Genomic DNA, 17,741 nt, shown 5'->3' on the forward strand with positions numbered 1-17,741 from the left:
AGACGACGAGCAGCCCCCGGATTGCCCCTAGAGTGGCTCCATCAGTAGAAAAGGAGCATGTCATGGGTCAACTCTCAGGGCTGGATTACAGCGCCAAGGTGGTGCTGGTCACCGGCGGCACCAAAGGCATCGGCGCCGGAATCGCCCGCAGCTTTCTGCAAGCCGGGGCACGGGTGATCGTGTGTGGCAGGACAACCCCCGAGGTGTTGCCCCGGGCGGGGTCGGCACAGGCGGTGTTCATGGCCTGCGATGTGCGCGACCCGGACTCGCTCCAGGCACTGTTCGAAGGCATTCGCGCCGATTTCGGCCGCCTCGATGTGCTCATCAACAATGCCGGCGGCAGCCCGCCGGCCGATGCGGCCAGCGTCTCGCCGCGTTTTCACGAAAGCATTATCCGTCTCAACCTGATCGCCCCGCTGAACGTTGCCCAGCAGGCCAATGCCCTGATGCAGCAACAGGACGAGGGTGGTTGCATCGTGTTTATCGGCAGTATCAGTGCCTTGCGCGCATCGCCGGGCACCGCCGCGTATGGCGCGGCGAAGGCCGGGGTGCTGGCCCTGGTGCAGTCGTTGGCCGTGGAGTGGGCTCCCAGGGTGCGGGTAGTGGCGGTCAGTCCGGGGCTGGTACGCACCGAGCAGGCTCACCTGCATTTTGGCGACGAACAAGGCATCGCGGCGGTCAGCGCCGGGATCCCGGCCGGGCGCATGGCGCTGCCCGAAGACATCGGCAACGCCTGCCTGTTTATCGCATCACCCCTGGCCGGCTATGCCAGCGGCTGCAACCTGTTGTTGCACGGCGGCGGCGAACGCCCGGCTTTTTTGAGCGCTGCGCACTGACGACCTTCAGCGGCGACCACCCGGTTGCTGCACTTGACACGCAGGAGACGAACTTGGCTGATTCTCAATTGCTAACCGACGTGCGCGCCCTGGTGGGGCGTGAATATGGTCGCGTCTACGCCTGGGACGAAGTCAACGCCCCGATGATCCGCCAGTGGTGCGAGATCGTGGGCGTCGACAACCCGCTTTACACCGACCCGGCCTTTGCTGCCAACAGCGCCCAGGACGGGCTGGTGGCGCCGCCTGCGATGTTGCAGGTGTGGTGCATGGAAGGTTTTCACATAAACAACTATGCGCCCGGCTCGACCACCGAAAACCCCTATGAAGTGCTCAAGCTGATTGAGTCCTACGGTTATCCGTCGGTGGTCGCGGTCAACTCCGAACTGACCTTCGAGCGCAACCTGCGTCCGGGTGAAAAGCTCTACTACACCACGCGGCTTGACTCGGTGGGCGACGAAAAAACCACCGGTCTGGGCACCGGCTTCTTTGTCACCCTGGTGATGGACTACTTCGTTGAACACAAAAGTGGCGACGAGGCCGTTGGCCAGTTGCTGTTTCGCGTATTCAAGTTTCGCCCGGCCAACAACCATGCGGTCGAGGCCGCTCCGGCCAAGGCCGAAGCGGCTGCGGTGGTCAAACGGCCGAAGCCGGGCATGAGCGATGACACGCGGTTTTTCTGGGAAGGCTGTGACGCCGGCAAGCTGCTGATCCAGCGCTGCACCCAGTGCCAGACCTTGCGTCATCCGCCGGCGCCGGTGTGCATCGAATGCCACTCGTTTGATTGGGACAGTGTGCAGGCCAGCGGCCGCGCCAGCCTGTATTCGTTTGTGATCATGCATTACCCCGAAGTTGCCCCGTTCGACCATCCCAACCCGATCGGCCTGATCGAGCTGGAGGAGGGCGTGCGTCTGGTGGCGGGGCTTGCAGGCGCCAAGCGCGAGGACCTGCGTATTGGCCAGCCCTTGCAGCTTGAGTTCCAGACCTTCGATGGCGAGTTGACCTTGCCGCTATTCCGACCTGTGGTCGAGTAAGGGAGCCAGCATGGATTTCGACATTAGCGAAGACCAGGGCGCCATTGCCGAAATGGCCGGCAGCGTGTTTGCCGACTATTGCACCGATGACCGCCTGCGCCAGTTCGATACCAGTGAGCAGGCCTATATGCAGCCGCTGTGGGAACTGTGCGTGGAAACCGGCCTGCAAGCCCTGGCCATCCCTGAAGCACAGGGTGGCAGCGGCCTGGGCATGACCGAATTGATGCTGGTGTTACAGGCTCAGGGCCGTGCGTTGGGGCAGGTGCCGCTGTGGCGCCATCAACTGGCGGCTGCCACTGTCGCGCAGTTTGCCGATCCGTCATTGCAGGCGTGGGCTGAGGAGGCCGCCGCGGGCAGGGCATTGCTGACCCTGGATTTGAGCGGCCTGTTCAACGCCCATGGCATTCAATTGCACGGGGTAGAGACTGACGGTGGCTGGCGTGTCAAAGGCCGTGTTGGCGCTCTGGCGCTGGCCGAGCAATCGCAGGCGGCATTGCTGCTGGTCAGTGTTGACGGGCAGCCGCGGTTGGCGCTGGTCGAGCTGGGCGACAAGGCGATCACTCACGTGCCCGGGCGCATGACCCATGGTGAGGCCATTGCCGATGTACATATCGACGGGCTGCTGATCCGCGCCGAGTGCCTGCTCCCGCCAGCCGCGCTGGACTGGCTGGAGCCGCGCAGCATCGCCGCACTGGCGGCGCTGCAGCTGGGCGTCAGTGCCGAGCAGATCCGCCGCACCGTGGAATACGTCACCGAGCGGCGTCAGTTCGAACGCAGCATTGGCAGTTTTCAGGCGGTGCAAATGAGCATGGCCAACGCCCATATCGCCCTCGAAGCGCTGCGCAGCACCCTGTGGCAGTTGTGCTACCGCCTGGACGCCGGTTTGCCGGCGCCCAGCGAAGCACTGGCCACAGCCTGGCAAGCCTGTGAAGCGGGGCACCTGATTGGGCACAACGCCCAGCACGTACATGGCGGCATAGGTGTCGACCTGACCTACCCGATACACCGCTTCCTCTACTGGAGCCGCGCCCTGGGTTGTGCCCTAGGTGGATCGGCAGCATGCCTTGAACGCCTCGGCGACTGGCTGAGCCATAACGACAAGCTGGGATGGAAATATGACCTTGCAGAACACCAAGCGCTTTGACGACGTGCGCCCCGGCGAAACCCTGCCGGAACTGGCGATCCCGATCACCGTGGGCCTGATCGCCGGTGGTGCCATCGCCACCCGCGACTATTTCCCCGGCCACCATGATGTAGAGGCGGCGCGGGAGTTGGGCTCGCCACATATCTTCATGAATATCCTCACCACCAACGGCCTGGTGCAACGCTATATCGAAGACTGGGCCGGCCCCGAGGCGCGTTTTGCCTCGCTGAAGATCAAGCTTGGCGCGCCGAATTATCCCGGCGACAGCATGACCTTCAATGGCGCGGTCACCCGTCAGGATGCCACTACCCGCACGGTGGAAATCACCCTCAGCGGCAAAAATTCCATGGGTAACCACGTGACCGGTACGGTCGCGCTGGTTCTGCCCTGATCGCGGAGACAGTACTCATGACGCAATCGTCACTTTCCGGCAGCGCGGCCATTGTTGGCCTGGGCGCGACCGAATTTTCGAAAAACTCCGGGCGCACCGAACTGCGTCTGGCGCTGGAGGCCACTCTGGCTGCGTTGAAAGACGCCGGTATTGACCCTTCCGAGGTCGAGGGCTTCAGCTCGTACTCGGTGGATAAAGTGCCGGAATATGAAATCGCCCGGTTGCTGGGGTGCAAGGACGTCAAGTTCTTCTCCCAGGTGCCCCACGGCGGCGGTGCTGCCTGCGGGCCGATCATGCACGCAGCCATGGCCGTGGCCACCGGTGTGGCCAAAGTGGTGGTGGTGTACCGTGCCATGAACGAGCGCTCGTGGTATCGCTTCGGCAGCGGCAGCTACGGCTTTGCCTCGACCCCGACGTTCGAGAACGTCAACTACGGCTGGTATATGCCCCACGGCCTGCACACGCCGGCATCCTGGGTCGGGATGTTTGCCCAGCGCTACATGCATACCTACGGGGCCACCTCCGAAGACTTTGGCCGCGTAGCGGTAGCCGTACGGGATTTTGCCGCCACCAACCCCCAGGCGTTTTTCTACGGCAAGCCGATCACCCTGGAAGAACACCAGGCTTCGCGCTGGATCTGCGAGCCGCTGCACCTGCTCGATTGCTGCCAGGAATCCGACGGTGCCGTGGCGATGGTGATCACCTCGGCCGAGCGCGCCAGGGACTTGCGCCAGAAGCCGGTGATGATCAAGGCCGGTTCCCAGGGCATTACCTCGGGCCAGCAGATCATGACCTCGTTCTACCGCGACGACATCACCGGACTGCCGGAAATGGGCGTTGTCGCCAAAGAGCTGTATCGCCAGTCGGGACTTGGCCCCGAGGCGCTGCAAACGGCGATCATTTATGACCACTTCACCCCGTTTGTACTGCCGCAACTGGAAGAATTCGGCCTGTGCGAACGCGGCGAGGCCAAGGAGTTTATTCGCGCCGGGCACCATGCCCGTGGCGGCAAATTCCCGATCAATACCCATGGCGGGCAACTGGGCGAGGCTTATATCCACGGCATGAACGGCGTGGCGGAAGCGGTGCGGCAGGTGCGCGGCAGCTCGGTCAACCAGGTCGACAATGTCGAGAACGTACTGGTGACGGCCGGCACCGGTGTGCCAACCAGCGGCCTGATTCTGGGAGCAGCCTGAATGTTCGTCGACCTGACGCCAGAACAACATGCCCTGCGTTTGAAGGTGCGGGACTACTTCCAGAACCTGATGACCCCGCAGTTGCGTGAGCAATTGCGCGGCAAAGAGGGCGGCCAGCTGTACCGCGACACCATCCGCCAGATGGGCCGTGACGGCTGGCTGGCGGTGGGTTGGCCCAAGGAACACGGCGGCCAGGGCTATGGCCCTACCGAGCAGTTTATTTTCTTTGAAGAGGCCAATATCGCCGGTGCGCCGTTGCCGTTCGTAACCATCAGCACCGTGGGGCCGGCGTTGATGGCCCACGGCACCGAGCAGCAAAAGGCGCGGTTTTTGCCGGGTATCGCGGCAGGGGAAATCATCTTCGCCATCGGCTACTCCGAGCCGGATGCAGGCAGCGATCTGGCTGCGCTGAAAACCACGGCGCGCCTCGAAGGCGACGCGTTCGTGGTCAACGGCAACAAGCTCTGGACCTCGGGTGCGGAGTCGGCTGACTACATCTGGCTGGCGGCGCGCACCGACGCCGAGCGGCCGCGGCACAAAGGCGTGTCGATCCTGATTCTCGACACCCGTGCGCCGGGCTTTGCCAGCACGGTGATCCCGACCACCAGCATCCCGACGGCGGCCACCTACTACGACAACGTGCGGGTGCCCACCGACATGCTGGTGGGCGAGTTGAATGGCGGCTGGAAACTCATCACGGCACAACTTAACCACGAGCGTCTGGGCCTGGGCGCCTGGTCGGACAAGGTCGTGGGGCTGTTTGGCCGGGTCTTGAAGTGGGCCAATGCAGCCGATGAACGAGGCGTGCGTGCCACCGACAAGGCCTGGGTGCGTGCGGGACTGGCGCAATGCTACGCGCGGCTGGAAGCCATGCGCCTGATCAACCTGCGCATTGCCGCCGACCTCGAGCGCGACCGCATGGACGTGGCGCTGGCGTCGACCACCAAGGTCTACGGCTCGGAGTCGGGGATCGAGATATTGCGAGTCCTGAGCAACATGGTCGGTGCCGCGGGCTTGATACGCAGCGGTTCACCGGCGGCGCTGCTGCACGGCGAACTGGAGTACGAAGTGCGTGCTTCAGTGACCCTGACCTTTGGCGGTGGCACCAATGAAATCCAGCGCGAGCTGATCGCCCAGTTCGGTTTGGGCATGCCGCGTACCCAGCGTTAAACATTGCCGAAAACCTGTAGCCGCTGGCGAGGTACGAGGCTGCGACAAGGGGCGCAGGCCCTGCAGATCACCGGGGCTGCTGCTCATCCCGTCGCAGCCTCGTACCTCGTCAGCGGCTACAAGAACCGAAAGGTGAAACAACATGAACGCGATTGACCAGTTCAGAGAACAGACCCGCAGCTGGCTTGAGGCCAATTGCCCGCCATCGCAACGCAAGGCCATCCCTGAAGGCGAAATGGTGTGGGGGGCCCGCAAGATGGAGTTCCCCAGTGAAGATGCGCAATTGTGGTTCGAGCGCATGCGCGACAAAGGCTGGTTCTGCCCCGAGTGGCCCGTTGAATACGGTGGCGCCGGGCTGAGTGCGGAGTACAACGCCGTGCTCGAAAGCGAGCTGCGCCGCCTCAAATGCCGCCCGCCGCAAATCAACCTGGGCATCTGGATGCTGGGCCCGGTGCTGCTGGAGTTCGGTACCGAAGAGCAGAAAAAACAGCTGCTGGCACCCATGACCCGTGGAGAGGTGCGCTGGTGCCAGGGCTTCTCCGAGCCCAATGCCGGTTCTGATCTGGCCAGCCTGAAAACATCGGCCCGGGATGCCGGCGATCACTTTGTGGTCGATGGCAGCAAAATCTGGACCTCCTACGGCGACAAGTCGGACTGGATGTACGCTCTGGTGCGCACCGATGCCAAGGCCAGCAAGCACACGGGCATCAGCCTGATCGTACTGGACATGAAGAGCCCCGGAGTCAGCGTTGCGCCGATTGATTTGATCAGCGGCAAGTCGGCGTTCTGTCAGGTGTTTTTCGATGGCGTCAAAGTTCCGAAAAGCCAGTTGATCGGCCCGCTGCACGGCGGCTGGAACCTGGCCAAGCGTCTGTTGCAACACGAACGCAAGGCCATGTCCAAGTTCGGCGAATTCAGCTTGCCGACCCATTTTCATTTGTTGCCCCTGGTCAAACAGTACTTGCCCGAGGCCACCGGCCAGAGCGAGTCGGCACTGGTTGCACGAGCGGTGGCCACGGCCATGAACGAGCACAGCTACAACCTGACCGTGCAGCGCATGGGCGAAGCCGCCCGCGTCGGGCAGGACGTCAGCGGGCTGATGTCGATCATGAAGCTGGTGCACACCGAACAGGAGCGCGACAAGTTCGAAGTGCTGCTCGATGTCATGGGCTATCAGGGACTGGGCTGGGACCCGGATGCTTTCAGCCCCCAGCAACAGGCAATCACCCGCGGCTGGTTGAACAGCTTCGCCCTGACCATCTCTGGCGGCTCGTCGGAAGTGCAGCTCAACGTTATTGCCAAGCGGGTCCTGGGCCTGCCTGACGTGAAGTAAGGAAACTCACCATGAACCTGCTTTACAACGAAGATCAACGACTGCTGGCCGACAGCGCCGGCGAATTTCTCGCCGCGCGCAGCCCGGTGTCCCGTCAGCGCGCCTTGCGGGATGAAGCGCAGGTGGACGGCTTTGACCCGCTACTGTGGCAAGACGCGGTGGCGTTGGGCTGGAGTGCAATTCCTTTCCCGGAAAACCTCGGCGGGCTGGATTTTGGCTGCATGGGCCTGGGGCCGATTTTTGAAGCCATCGGTTGTAATCTCAGTGCCACGCCGTTGCTTTCGAGTGTGGTGCTCAGCGGATCGCTGCTGCACCTGCAAGGCAATGCACAGCAGCAGGACCGCTGGCTGTCGGCGACCATCAGCGGGGGGCAGCGGGTGGCGCTGGCGCTGGACGAGCAGCCACGGCACAACCCGGCGAAAGTGGCGTTGCAAGCTGTGGCCAATGGCGACGGCTACAGCCTGAGCGGAGATAAATATTTCGTTATCGACGGGGTGGGGGCCGACGCTTATCTGGTGGCGGCACGCACCGGCACGGCAGGCATCAGTCTGTTCCTGCTGCCGGCAGATGCCCCGGGCCTGACCGTCAGCCCGTTGCCGCTGATTGACTCGCGCAACCATGCGCGCTTGCAGCTGGATCAGGTACAGGTCGGGGCTGATGCCTTGCTGGGTGCCGCCGGGTCTGCCATGCCGGCCTTGAATATCGCCCTGGATCGCGGCCGCGTGTGTCTGGCTGCCGAGATGCTGGGCATGTCTGAAAAGCTGTTTGAACTGACCCTCGACTACCTCAAGACCCGTGTGCAGTTTGATGTGGCGATAGGCACCTTCCAGTCCCTGCAACATCGCGCGGCGCAGTTGTATGTGGATCTGGCGCTGGCACGCAGCGCCGTGATGGCCGGTCTGGCGGCGCTGGACGACAGCAGCCTGAGCGAGGCCGAGCGTCAGCGCCTGGCCAGCCTGGCCAAGTGGAAGGCCGGGCAGACGGCGATCAAGGTGGCCAACGAGGCGGTGCAGATGCACGGCGGCATCGGTGTCACCGACGAGCTGGATGTGGGCCTGTTTCTCAAGCGTATCCGGGTGGCCCAGGCAACCCTTGGCGATGCCGATTATCACTGCGAGCGCTATGGAGCCCTGGAGCTGGCGCACGCTTGAGCCTGTAGCGGGCAGTTCGAGTCAGGAGAATAACAAGATGAAACTTGAACAATGGCAGAGCGCCTGGCAGCAACTGATTGGTGCCGGCTCGCCTTTTGAAGTACAGACACCCGCCGATGGCGGGCCGAAATTTTTTCGTCATACCGCCGCCAGCGTCTGGGCCGCGATTGATAGCGGGCGCATCCACGGTGACCGTGAATTTCTGGTGTGGGAGCAGCAGCGCCTGACATTCAGCCAGTTTTTCGATCAGGTGGATCGCCTGGCGGGGCAACTGGTCGAGACCTTTGGCTTGCGCAAGGGTGATCGCGTGGCCATTGCCATGCGCAATCAGCCCGCCTGGCTGGTGGCGTTTGCCGCCATCCAGCGTTGCGGTGCGGTGTGTGTACCGCTCAACAGCTGGGGCCTGCGTGACGAACTGTTCCACGGTCTGCAGGACAGCGGCGCATCCCTGTTGCTGTGCGACGAGCCACGCTTGCAGTTGCTCGCCAATGACCTGCGCCAGCAGGGGCTGGCGACCGTGGTGGCGGGGCTGCGCGCAGGCGTGCCGCTGGAGGAGCATTGCCATCGGCTGGAGGACCTGCTGGCAGCCCCGGCGCTGAGCGTGCCGGTACAGTCGGTCAGTGCCAGTGATCCGGCGATGATCCTCTACACCTCGGGCACCACCAGCCTGGCCAAGGGCGTGTTGTCGACCCATGGCGCAGTCTGCCAGGCGCTGGTCGCCCTGGAGTTCCAGGGGGCATTCTGTGCGGTCAGTTCGCCGGAACGCATCAGTGTGGTAATCAATAGCGGCTATGCTCCCGCCACCCTGATGGCGGTGCCGCTGTTCCATGTCAGTGGCCTGCATGCCCAGTTTCTGCTGGCCTTGCGCAGTGGGCGGCGCTTGCTGCTGATGTACAAGTGGGACGTGGAAAAAGCCCTCGACCTGATACGTGACGAACAATGCACCCAGTTCAACGGTGCGCCGGTGATGATGCAGCAACTGCTGGCTTCGCCACGTTTTGGCAGCCCCGACACCGCGAGCCTGTTCGGGCTGGGCCTGGGCGGTGCGGCACCCTCCAGCAGCCTGCTGGACAACCTGACCCGGCGCAAGCCCGAGGCAATCGGTGGCAGCGGCTATGGCCTGACCGAAAGCAATGGCATCTGTGCGGCCCATGGTGGTGACCAGTTCGTCTACAAACCGGCATCGGCCGGGTGGCCCTTGCCGATTGTCGATGTGCGTATCGGTGACAGCCCGGATCGCCCCGTGCCGGCCGGGGTCAGCGGGCTGATCTGGATGCGCTCGCCAACCCTGATGAGCGAATACTGGAACCTGCCCGAAGCCAGTGCGCGGACCCTGTGCGATGGCTGGCTCGACACCGGCGATATCGGCTTGCTGGATGACGAAGGCTTCCTCTACATCACGGATCGCGCCAAGGATCTGATCAATCGCGGCGGCGAGAAAATAGCTGCTGCCGAAGTTGAGTCCTGTGCCTGTGAAATGCCCGGGGTGATTGAAGCGGCAGCATTTGCCGTACCTGATGATGTGCTGGGTGAAGTGGTGTTTCTGGTGGTGCGGGGCGAGCCGGATGCAACCCCAGGCAGCGAAGCCGTGCGCAGTTTTATCGCCCAGCGCCTGGCCAGCTACAAGGTGCCGGCGCAGATCCATGTGCAGCACACACCCTTTGCCCGCAATGCCTCGGGCAAGACGCTAAAAAGTGTGCTCAAGGAACTGCTGGTAACGGCCTGAGTAGTCTCTGTGGACGATGTGCTCGCCGCTGATTGGCGAAGAATGGATGCACACCCCCAGCAAGCCTTATTCGCGTAGGAGGCAATACATGAAAATAACAAGAACAGGCGTAATGCTCGCAGCCGCCATGGCCGTCAACGTGGTCGCCATCGGCACGGCATCTGCTCAGGTATCGCCCGCAGAAGCGGCCAAACTGGGCAAGGAGCTGACCTGTGTAGGGGCAGAGCAGGCGGGTAACGCCGCGGGCACCATCCCTGCGTATACCGGCAAGTACCTGGGCGAAGTGCCGGGTTGGAACCATGTGAAGTTTTCCGGCGACCAGCCGGTTGACCCCTACGCTGCGGAGAAGCCGATTCTGGTGATTACCGCGCAGAACATGGCCCAGTACGAAGACAAATTGACCGAAGGCCAGAAGGCGCTGCTCAAGCGTTATCCGACCACCTACAAGATGAACATCTACACCGGTCACCGTGACTACCGCTACCCGGATTACGTGTGCCAGCGGGTCATGAACAACGCCTTGAACGCCAAGCTGGTCAATGATGGCATGGGCTTTGAAGGGCTGGGACAAGTGCCGTTCCCGATTCCTAAAAACGGCATGGAAGCGCTGTGGAACCACCAACTGCCGGCCCGTGCCTGGACCGAAGAAAAAACCAGTGACCTGGCCTCCGTGCTGCCCAACGGCAGCATTGGCTGGGGCCGTGCCTATGCCCGTAACCTGGCCATGGCCAACTCGCCTACGGTAGAACCCAGGACTGAAAACAAGCTCCAGGCCATGAGCAACAACATGACCCTCAAGCCGACCCGTGACAACGGCACGCTGAGCATCTCCCACGAACCCTACAACTTCGCCACCGACCCGCGCCAGGCCTGGAGCTACAGCCCTTCGACCCGTCGTGTGCGACTGTTGCCGGGCTACGGCTACGACCAGCCGATGATCGGTACCAATGGCACCATGACCGTGGACGAAGACCGTTTGTATAACGGCTCGCCGGAGCGCTACAACTGGAAGCTGCTGGGTAAGCGCGAAATCTACATTCCGGCCAACGCCTACAAGCCCAACGCAGGTACGGTGAAATACGCTGACATGCTGACGCCCAATCACCCCAATCCGGACTTGATGCGTTATGAGCTGCGCCGGGTGTGGGTGGTTGAAGCCGACCTCAAGGAAGGCTACCGCCACGTATACGGCAAGCGTGTACTGTTCCTCGACGAGGACACCTGGAACTCGGTGCTGGCGGACAACTACGACGCGCGTGGCCAGTTGTGGAAACACGCCATGATCAACTACTACTACCACCCGGACATGAGTGGCTGGCAGGCCGGTTCACAGTTCTTCATGGACTTGAACTCGGGGCAGTACACCGGCTACGGCATGACCAACGAAGCCAAGAAAGGCCCGATCCTCAACGAAGGCAAGTTCACCCCTGACCAGTACACCGCTGATGCGGCGCGGGCGATGGGGAGGTAAACCGCAGGGTTGCAGGTAAAAGCCCCGTCGGTGTAACGCCTGCGGGGCTTTTTCATGGGCTCAGGTCAGTGAGGCAAACGTCATTCCGGTGGCATGGACGACCTGACGCATGGTGCGCAGTGTCGGGTTGCCCTTGGGCGAAAGGGCGCGGTACAGGCTTTCGCGGGAGAGCCCGGCCTTTTCGGCTATTTGTGCCATGCCGCCCCGTGCCTCGACAACATGGCGCAACGCGGTCAGAAAGCTGGCCTGGCCACCTTCTTCATCGAGCTCATCAATGGCGATACGCAGGTATTCAATGGCAAATTCGGGATCCTGGCGGATCATCTCGATAACGGATTCGTCGTGATTCTTGGTTTTGTTCATGGCTTCCTCTTCTGATACTCGTTCCAGCAGCGCACGGCTTTTTCGATTTCGGCCTGTTGCTGGCGCTTGTCGCCACCCAGCAGCAACAACACCAGTTTTTTGCCGTCCCGAGCGTAATACAGCCGATAGCCTGGTCCGTGATCTATACGCAATTCCCATACGCCCTGGCACAGGGGTTTGCAATCACCAAAAGCGCCCGCTGAAAGCCGGTTGACCCGCACGGTGATGCGTGCCTTGGCCGTGCGATCCTTTAAGTGGTCCAGCCACTGCTGGTAAGGGTCGTTACCTGTTTCGCGGAGGTAGTGTCTTATCTCTAGTATTTGAAATGTAGCTTTGAAGCTACCCTTTGGTCAATTATTTTTAACCGCCAAGCACGGCTGTTCGTCAGTGCAGACCCACATTCAATGTGATTGAAGGTGGCCGTGGCAAAGCTAGGGCTGCGGTGTAGCGAGGGCAATTAGGATGGATCGCAAGGTTGTGCAGGTTTTATTACATAGGCGCATTTGCGGCGCAGCGGCAGACCCCGGTAATGCAACAAGTCATTGCCGGGGGAGGGGGAGGGTTGTGTCGAAGGGGAGTGATTAATTATGCCTGCGACCACACGGCCAATTCGTAGCCATCCAGGTCGGTGAAGTGGAAGCGGCTGCCGCCGGGAAACTTGAATTCAGGTCGGCTGATGAGACCTCCGGCAGCGCTGATGGCTTGCTGAGGCTGGGCCAGGTCGTCGGCGTACAGAATGATCAGCGGGCCACCGGGGCGTACAGGTTCGCCAGTGGTGAAGCCGCCGCTCAGGCGCCCATCGCTGAATTCGCAGTAAGTGGGGCCAAAGTCGGTGAAGGTCCAGCCGAATACGGCGCCATAAAAGGCTTTGCTGCGCGCGATGTCATGGACGTTGAATTCGATGTTGTCGATCCTGTTTTGGCGGTTGTCAGTGGTCACGGGCATCTCCTTATGAGGCTCAAATATAGATAAGTGACTGGCTGAATGCCATGCGGTTCTCATCAGCGCAAGAAGCTCGTAGCCATTGGCCAAAGCAGTCACCCAGCTTGAGTGTTTTGACCATTGTTGCAGAGCCTTCGCAGGGCGATTATCAGCAGGATTTTTCACGGTTCCCATCCTAAAAATAAAGACCGAGGGATTCTGCTGATGCGCGACTATCTGAGTTCGATGACTGATTTTGACTACCAACGCACGGTAGCCGGTGCGCTGGATGGCCATCTGGCAGCGATCAATGCCTGTGTCGAGTGCTGCGACCGTCATGCCTTGCCGGGCCGCATTGCGTTGTTCTGGGAGGGGCGCGATACCAGCAGCGCGACTTATACCTTCACTCAGTTGCAGGAGCAGGCCGCGCGCTTTGCCAATTTTCTCCTCGCCCAGGGCGTCAAGCAGGGCGACAAGGTGGCAGGTTTGCTGCCACGCAATGTCGAGTTGTTGATCGTCGCATTCGCCGCCTGGCGCATTGGTGCCATCTATCAGCCTCTGTTCACCGCATTCGGGCCCAAGGCCATTGAACACCGGCTTAACAGCTCGGGGGCCGTGCTGGTGGTCACCGATGCGGTCAACCGCGTCAAGTTGGACGAGGTCAATGACTGTCCGGCCATTGTCACGGTGGCGGGAGCCAAGGGGCAGGGCCTGGTACGTGGCGACTTCAGTTTCTGGGCAGAGCTGGACAACTACCCGGCTACCTGTGAGCCGGTGATGCTGAGCGGTGAAGATCCGTTCCTGCTGATGTTTACCTCAGGCACTACCGGGCCAGCCAAGCCGCTGCTGGTGCCGCTCAAGGCCATCGTTGCATTCCAGAGCTACACCCGTGATGCAGTGGGGCTGCGCCCCGAGGATTCGTTCTGGAACCTGGCAGATCCGGGCTGGGCCTATGGCATTTATTTCGGCATCACCGGGCCACTGTCGATGGGCCACCCGATCACCCTGTACGACGGCCCGTTCACGGTCGAAAGTACCTGCCGGGTCATCAGGAAATACGGTATTACCAACCTGACCGGTTCGCCCACCGCCTATCGCCTGTTGATTGCGGCCGGTGACGCCTTCGCCAGCAAGATCAAGGGCCAGTTGCGCGTGGTCAGCAGTGCCGGGGAGCCGCTCAACCCCGAAGTCATCCGCTGGTTTGCCGATGAACTCAACGTCACCATCCACGACCACTATGGCCAGACCGAAGTCGGCATGGTGCTGTGCAACCATCACGGGCTCGATCATCCGGTGCATATGGGCGCCGCCGGTTTTGCCTCGCCGGGCCACCGCATCGTGGTGCTCGATGACAATCATCAGGAGCTGCCCGTTGGCCAGCCGGGGATTCTGGCGGTTGATCGCAGCCAGTCGCCGATGTGCTGGTTTGGTGGCTACGAAGGCTTCAAGACCAAGGCTTTTGTCGGCAACTATTACCTGAGTGGCGATACCGTGGAGCTGAACCCGGACGGCAGCATCAGTTTTGTCGGGCGCAGCGACGACGTGATTACCACGTCCGGGTACCGCGTCGGGCCTTTTGATGTGGAAAGCGCCCTGATCGAACACCCGGCGGTGGTAGAGGCCGCCGTGGTGGGCAAGCCGGACCGTGAACGCACCGAGCTGGTCAAAGCCTTTGTGGTGTTGAGCCCTCAGTATCTGGGGGATGCACAACTGGCTGAAACCCTGCGCCTGCACGTGCGTCAACGGCTGGCTGCCCACGCTTACCCCCGTGAAATCGAATTTGTCAGCGAATTGCCGAAGACACCCAGCGGCAAGTTGCAGCGCTTTATTTTGCGCAATCAGGAAATCGCCAAGGCTGAGCTGGCCGCAAGCGCCAGCGTCTAACTTTCAGGAATCATCATGCAAATCGAAAACAAGGTTTTTATCGTCACCGGTGGTGCATCGGGGCTGGGTGCCGCCACGGCGCACATGCTGGTCAAGGCAGGTGCCAAAGTGATGCTGGTGGACCTGAACGCCGAAGCAGTGGCCGCCCAGGCCCTGGCGTTGGGCGAGCAGGCGCGCAGCGCTGTGGCGGACATCAGCCAGGCAGATGCCGCCCAGGCGGCCGTGGCCGCTACAGTGGCCGCCTTTGGCGCGGTCAACGGGCTGGTCAACTGTGCCGGCATTGTGCGCGGTGAAAAGATCCTCGGTAAAAACGGCCCCCATGGGCTGGACACATTCAGCCAGGTGATCAACGTCAACCTGATTGGCAGCTTCAACATGTTGCGTCTGGCTGCAGCGGCGATTGCCGAAACCACTGCCGATGCCGAGGGCGAGCGCGGGGTGATCATCAACACGGCTTCGGTCGCGGCATTCGACGGTCAGATCGGTCAGGCAGCTTATGCCGCATCCAAGGGCGCGATTGCCAGTCTGACCTTGCCTGCAGCCCGTGAACTGGCACGCTTCGGCATTCGGGTAATGACCATCGCCCCGGGTATTTTTGAAACCCCGATGATGGCTGGCATGACGCCTGAAGTGCGTGCATCGCTGGCCGCCGGTGTGCCATTTCCACCACGCTTGGGCAAGCCTGACGAGTACGCCTCGCTGGTGCGTCAGATTATTGAAAACAGCATGCTCAATGGTGAGGTGATCCGACTCGACGGTGCCTTGCGCATGGCCGCGAAATAAGAGGTGAGATATGACAATCAGCAATGATCCGGTTGTAATCGTAAGTGCTGCGCGTACGCCCATGGGCGGCTTTCAGGGGGACTTCAAGGGCCTGACCGCGCCGCAACTGGGCGCTGCGGCGATCCGTGCAGCGGTTGAACGCGCGGGTGTTGCTGCCGATGGTGTGCAAGAAGTGTTGTTTGGCTGTGTGCTGTCGGCAGGGATCGGCCAGGCACCTGCCCGTCAGGCCGCCCTGGGGGCCGGGCTGGACAAGGGTACCCGTTGCACCACACTGAACAAGATGTGCGGCTCGGGCATGGAAGCGGCCATTCTTGGGCACGACAGGCTGCTGGCCGGCAGTGCCGATGTGGTGGTGGCAGGGGGCATGGAGAGCATGTCCAATGCGCCGTACCTGCTTGATCGCGCCCGCAGCGGTTACCGCATGGGCCATGGCCGGGTGCTGGATCACATGTTCCTCGACGGCCTGGAAGACGCCTATGACCGTGGCCGCCTGATGGGGACTTTTGCCGAAGACTGCGCCCAGAATCACGGTTTTACCCGTGAAGCTCAGGATGCCTTTGCCGTGGCCTCCCTGACCCGTGCGCAGCAGGCCATCAAGGACGGCAGTTTTAGCAGCGAGATCGTCCCGGTGCAGGTGACCGTGGGTAAAGAGCAGCGCCTGATCAGTGATGACGAGCAGCCGCCCAAGGCCAATCTGGCAAAAATTCCAACCCTGAAACCGGCGTTCCGCGAGGGCGGTACGGTGACGGCGGCCAACTCCAGCTCGATTTCCGACGGTGCGGCGGCGCTGGTACTGATGCGTCGCAGCGAAGCGCAAAGACGTGGCCTCAAACCGTTGGCGGTTATCCACGGCCACGCCGCCTTTGCCGATGAGCCGGGGTTGTTTCCGACTGCACCGGTGGGGGCAATCAAGCGCCTGATGAGCAGCACTGGCTGGGATCTGAACCAGGTCGATCTGTTTGAAATCAACGAAGCGTTCGCTGTGGTCAGCCTGGTAACCATGACCGAGCTGGATATCCCCCACAGCAAGGTCAATATCTACGGCGGCGCCTGTGCCCTGGGGCATCCGATTGGGGCTTCGGGTGCGCGAATACTGGTGACTTTGCTCTCGGCATTGCGCCAGCAAAAGGCTACACGCGGTGTTGCCGCCATCTGCATCGGCGGCGGTGAAGCCACGGCCATTGCCGTGGAATGTCTGTATTAAGGATTTTGTATGCTGCCTACACCCGAACAATTACAAATACGCGAAGCAGCCCGAGAGTTTGCCCAGGAACGCCTCAAACCCTTTGCCGCCGAGTGGGACAAGCAGCATCGCTTCCCTCGTGATGCAATTGCCGAGATGGCTCAATTAGGGTTTTTCGGCATGCTGGTGCCCGAGGAGTGGGGCGGTTGTGACACGGGTTATCAGGCCTATGCCATGGCCCTTGAAGAAGTCGCCGCCGGTGACGGCTCTTGCTCCACGATCATGAGCGTGCATAACTCGGTGGGTTGCGTGCCGATTCTCAAATACGGCAGCGAGGCGCAAAAACAGCAATTTCTGATCCCCCTGGCCAGCGGTGAAATGCTCGGCGCGTTTGCCCTCACCGAGCCGCAGGCCGGCTCCGATGCCAGTGACCTGAAAACCCGAGCCCGCCGCGAAGGCGATCATTACATTCTCAATGGCTGCAAGCAGTTCATTACCTCAGGGCAAAACGCCGGAGTGGTGATCGTGTTTGCGGTGACGGACCCGGCGGCGGGCAAGCGTGGCATTACCGCGTTTATCGTACCCACGGATACTCCGGGTTACAGCGTGGCCCGGGTTGAAGACAAACTGGGGCAGCATGCATCGGACACCTGCCAGATTCTGTTTACTGACCTGAAGATACCGGTGGCCAACCGCCTGGGCGAAGAGGGGCAAGGCTACAAGATTGCCCTGGGCAACCTGGAAGGCGGGCGCATCGGTATTGCTGCACAAGCCGTAGGCATGGCCCGTGCAGCCTTTGAAGCGGCCCGCGACTATGCCCGCGAACGCGTGACCTTTGGCCAGCCCCTGGTGGAGCATCAGGCGGTGGCGTTTCGCCTGGCCGATATGTCGACGGAAATCGCCGTCGCCCGGCAGATGGTCCATTACGCTGCGGCACTGCGTGACAGTGGGCAATCGGCGCTGGTCGAGGCCTCGCAAGCCAAGCTGTTTGCATCGGAAATGGCCGAGCGCGTGTGCTCCAAGGCGTTGCAAACCCTGGGCGGTTATGGCTATTTGAGCGACTTCCCGCTGGAACGGATCTACCGCGATGTGCGGGTGTGCCAGATCTATGAAGGCACCAGTGATATTCAGCGCATGGTCATTTCGCGCAATCTTTGA

17 protein-coding genes are annotated in these 17,741 nt (G+C 61.6%); 14 read left to right on the plus strand and 3 right to left on the minus strand.

What is annotated here, in order from left to right:
• Nucleotides 1-62 precede the first annotated feature (62 nt).
• The 10 genes from QN377_RS05905 (at nt 63) to QN377_RS05950 (ending at nt 11,449) form a co-directional block, all read left to right on the plus strand.
• Complete coding sequence (locus QN377_RS05905; RefSeq protein WP_095018441.1) at nt 63-836, plus strand: SDR family oxidoreductase; 774 nt, start codon at nt 63-65, stop codon at nt 834-836.
• Between the two features lie 53 nt (nt 837-889).
• Nucleotides 890-1,867 (plus strand): bifunctional MaoC family dehydratase N-terminal/OB-fold nucleic acid binding domain-containing protein, encoded by a 978-nt coding sequence (locus QN377_RS05910; protein ID WP_095018442.1) that lies wholly within the window; start codon nt 890-892, stop codon nt 1,865-1,867.
• A gap of 10 nt (nt 1,868-1,877) precedes the next feature.
• A complete protein-coding gene (locus tag QN377_RS05915; protein WP_095018443.1) occupies nt 1,878-3,011 on the plus strand; it encodes an acyl-CoA dehydrogenase family protein in 1,134 nt (377 codons plus the stop codon).
• On the plus strand, nt 2,983-3,402 hold the full coding sequence (locus tag QN377_RS05920; RefSeq protein ID WP_095018444.1) for a MaoC family dehydratase: 420 nt from the start codon (nt 2,983-2,985) through the stop codon (nt 3,400-3,402). Before QN377_RS05915 ends, QN377_RS05920 begins: the two co-directional genes overlap by 29 nt.
• Before the next feature lie 17 nt (nt 3,403-3,419).
• Nucleotides 3,420-4,598 (plus strand): lipid-transfer protein, encoded by a 1,179-nt coding sequence (locus QN377_RS05925; RefSeq protein ID WP_095000008.1) that lies wholly within the window; start codon nt 3,420-3,422, stop codon nt 4,596-4,598.
• Nucleotides 4,599-5,768, plus strand: coding sequence for an acyl-CoA dehydrogenase family protein (locus tag QN377_RS05930; protein ID WP_095018445.1), 1,170 nt, complete (start codon nt 4,599-4,601; stop codon nt 5,766-5,768).
• Nucleotides 5,769-5,910: 142 nt separating this feature from the next.
• Nucleotides 5,911-7,101 carry an acyl-CoA dehydrogenase family protein gene (locus tag QN377_RS05935; RefSeq protein WP_095018446.1) on the plus strand — a complete coding sequence of 397 codons (1,191 nt, stop codon included), beginning with the start codon at nt 5,911-5,913 and terminating at the stop codon, nt 7,099-7,101.
• An 11-nt stretch (nt 7,102-7,112) separates the two neighbouring features.
• Entirely contained in the window at nt 7,113-8,252 is a 1,140-nt protein-coding gene (locus QN377_RS05940; RefSeq protein ID WP_095018447.1) for an acyl-CoA dehydrogenase family protein, read from the plus strand.
• 37 nt (nt 8,253-8,289) lie between these two features.
• Nucleotides 8,290-9,978, plus strand: coding sequence for a class I adenylate-forming enzyme family protein (locus QN377_RS05945; protein ID WP_095000012.1), 1,689 nt, complete (start codon nt 8,290-8,292; stop codon nt 9,976-9,978).
• Between the two features lie 88 nt (nt 9,979-10,066).
• Nucleotides 10,067-11,449 carry a DUF1329 domain-containing protein gene (locus QN377_RS05950; protein WP_232527576.1) on the plus strand — a complete coding sequence of 461 codons (1,383 nt, stop codon included), beginning with the start codon at nt 10,067-10,069 and terminating at the stop codon, nt 11,447-11,449.
• A 60-nt stretch (nt 11,450-11,509) separates the two neighbouring features.
• On the opposite strand, the gene QN377_RS05955 is transcribed toward QN377_RS05950, so the two are convergent.
• From QN377_RS05955 to QN377_RS05965, 3 genes are all read right to left on the minus strand, one after another.
• Nucleotides 11,510-11,812 carry an addiction module antidote protein gene (locus QN377_RS05955; protein WP_095000014.1) on the minus strand — a complete coding sequence of 101 codons (303 nt, stop codon included), beginning with the start codon at nt 11,810-11,812 and terminating at the stop codon, nt 11,510-11,512.
• On the minus strand, nt 11,809-12,132 hold the full coding sequence (locus QN377_RS05960) for a type II toxin-antitoxin system RelE/ParE family toxin (protein ID WP_095018448.1): 324 nt from the start codon (nt 12,130-12,132) through the stop codon (nt 11,809-11,811). Before QN377_RS05960 ends, QN377_RS05955 begins: the two co-directional genes overlap by 4 nt.
• Nucleotides 12,133-12,397: 265 nt before the next feature.
• A complete protein-coding gene (locus QN377_RS05965) occupies nt 12,398-12,751 on the minus strand; it encodes a VOC family protein (protein ID WP_416194588.1) in 354 nt (117 codons plus the stop codon).
• A gap of 207 nt (nt 12,752-12,958) precedes the next feature.
• Here QN377_RS05965 and QN377_RS05970 point away from each other — a divergent pair, with 207 nt between their 5' ends.
• Genes QN377_RS05970 through QN377_RS05985 form a run of 4 tightly spaced genes read left to right on the plus strand, consistent with a single transcriptional unit; the run spans nt 12,959 to nt 17,741 of the window.
• Complete coding sequence (locus QN377_RS05970; RefSeq protein ID WP_095018450.1) at nt 12,959-14,617, plus strand: AMP-binding protein; 1,659 nt, start codon at nt 12,959-12,961, stop codon at nt 14,615-14,617.
• A 15-nt stretch (nt 14,618-14,632) separates the two neighbouring features.
• The gene (locus QN377_RS05975; RefSeq protein WP_095000018.1) at nt 14,633-15,400 is read left to right on the plus strand and encodes an SDR family NAD(P)-dependent oxidoreductase; all 768 of its coding nucleotides are present in this window, start codon (nt 14,633-14,635) and stop codon (nt 15,398-15,400) included.
• A 10-nt stretch (nt 15,401-15,410) separates the two neighbouring features.
• Nucleotides 15,411-16,604, plus strand: coding sequence for an acetyl-CoA C-acyltransferase (locus QN377_RS05980; RefSeq protein WP_095018451.1), 1,194 nt, complete (start codon nt 15,411-15,413; stop codon nt 16,602-16,604).
• 9 nt (nt 16,605-16,613) lie between these two features.
• Nucleotides 16,614-17,741, plus strand: coding sequence for an acyl-CoA dehydrogenase (locus QN377_RS05985; RefSeq protein WP_095018452.1), 1,128 nt, complete (start codon nt 16,614-16,616; stop codon nt 17,739-17,741).

This window comes from Pseudomonas sp. CCC4.1 (assembly GCF_035019225.1).
Lineage (GTDB): Bacteria > Pseudomonadota > Gammaproteobacteria > Pseudomonadales > Pseudomonadaceae > Aquipseudomonas > Aquipseudomonas bubulae.

Coding starts and splice junctions, on each gene's coding strand:
- QN377_RS05905 (WP_095018441.1), top strand. CDS start 63: ATGGGTCAACTCTCAGGGCTGGATTACAGCGCCAAGGTGGTGCTGGTC.
- QN377_RS05915 (WP_095018443.1), top strand. CDS start 1,878: ATGGATTTCGACATTAGCGAAGACCAGGGCGCCATTGCCGAAATGGCC.
- QN377_RS05920 (WP_095018444.1), top strand. CDS start 2,983: ATGACCTTGCAGAACACCAAGCGCTTTGACGACGTGCGCCCCGGCGAA.
- QN377_RS05925 (WP_095000008.1), top strand. CDS start 3,420: ATGACGCAATCGTCACTTTCCGGCAGCGCGGCCATTGTTGGCCTGGGC.
- QN377_RS05930 (WP_095018445.1), top strand. CDS start 4,599: ATGTTCGTCGACCTGACGCCAGAACAACATGCCCTGCGTTTGAAGGTG.
- QN377_RS05935 (WP_095018446.1), top strand. CDS start 5,911: ATGAACGCGATTGACCAGTTCAGAGAACAGACCCGCAGCTGGCTTGAG.
- QN377_RS05940 (WP_095018447.1), top strand. CDS start 7,113: ATGAACCTGCTTTACAACGAAGATCAACGACTGCTGGCCGACAGCGCC.
- QN377_RS05945 (WP_095000012.1), top strand. CDS start 8,290: ATGAAACTTGAACAATGGCAGAGCGCCTGGCAGCAACTGATTGGTGCC.
- QN377_RS05950 (WP_232527576.1), top strand. CDS start 10,067: ATGAAAATAACAAGAACAGGCGTAATGCTCGCAGCCGCCATGGCCGTC.
- QN377_RS05955 (WP_095000014.1), bottom strand. CDS start 11,812: ATGAACAAAACCAAGAATCACGACGAATCCGTTATCGAGATGATCCGC.
- QN377_RS05970 (WP_095018450.1), top strand. CDS start 12,959: ATGCGCGACTATCTGAGTTCGATGACTGATTTTGACTACCAACGCACG.
- QN377_RS05975 (WP_095000018.1), top strand. CDS start 14,633: ATGCAAATCGAAAACAAGGTTTTTATCGTCACCGGTGGTGCATCGGGG.
- QN377_RS05980 (WP_095018451.1), top strand. CDS start 15,411: ATGACAATCAGCAATGATCCGGTTGTAATCGTAAGTGCTGCGCGTACG.
- QN377_RS05985 (WP_095018452.1), top strand. CDS start 16,614: ATGCTGCCTACACCCGAACAATTACAAATACGCGAAGCAGCCCGAGAG.